This is a genomic window from Xanthomonas sp. SHU 199, from assembly GCF_000364665.1.
Taxonomy (GTDB): Bacteria; Pseudomonadota; Gammaproteobacteria; order Xanthomonadales; family Xanthomonadaceae; genus Xanthomonas_A; species Xanthomonas_A sontii.
Window position 1 is genome coordinate 1 of sequence record NZ_AQOI01000363.1, and the last position, 863, is coordinate 863.

Annotated in this window: 1 protein-coding gene; it reads right to left on the minus strand. The window is 62.9% G+C overall.

Translation table 11 applies throughout. From position 1 onward, the window contains the following. Positions 1-180: hypothetical protein (locus D183_RS28010; protein ID WP_232757267.1), on the minus strand; the 180-nt coding region annotated here is incomplete at its 3' end. Positions 181-863 lie beyond the last annotated feature (683 nt).

Here is an 863-nt window from a genome sequence, read left to right on the forward strand (position 1 = left end):
CCGCAGAGCGTGCTGAGCCTGCTCCAGGGCTAAGCGTCGCCAGCCGCATTGCGCCACCGAGGCCCCTCCGCAAGGAGGGGCCTTTTTTGTTTCCTCTTCCCGCGACGGGCCGTCGCATCCCGGAGGAAGCGTCATCTCCGCGCGTTGCCGGTCCTCGACGCCGAAGGCGAGCGCTGCCATGACTGGCAGGGCGACGGCCAGCTGACAGCGTGGCCACGCTATTCGCGGCGATCCCGTGCATGCGACCCGTTATGCGGGATCGACGGGAGACAGCCATGGCCACCGACCGCCTGCGCTGTCGCGCGACACGTGACCAGTGGGCTGGATGGCGGTCAGCAGTTGGCGATGACCGTGGCCGCACTTCAAGATCGCCTGTCATGCGTCATCAACGCAGTGCACGACCTGAAAGCGCGCCGGCATTGCCTACATCGCCGGACAACCGACGCTCCTTCTACTTCATAGTCATGGACGGCCGTAAGGCGATCAGACAGGTAGAGGGAGAGATGGCCAAGCCCTCGCGTCGCGATGCGCTGCGTACCGGCAGGTCAAGCGTTCGCGTCGTCGACGCGACACACGATCGAGAACATCGCGCGCATCGCCCTCGGCGCGATCCAGGCCGCTCTTTCCCCGACTTGTGCAAGACGCCTAAAGTTTGACGAAGCGCGGCCGAAACAAGCCTTTCGCCGCGTTTCTGGTGTCACGCAAATCGCCGAAACGCCAAATTTTCGGCAGTAAATCCCTAAAGGTTGCGCACCGACTGCCGTTACTTATACCAGCAGCGGCACTGGCCAATTGATGGCCCCCTGCGGAGGCTCCAGGCACCAATGGGTTGCCGGACAAATCGCTTAGAGGAGATATCAAAA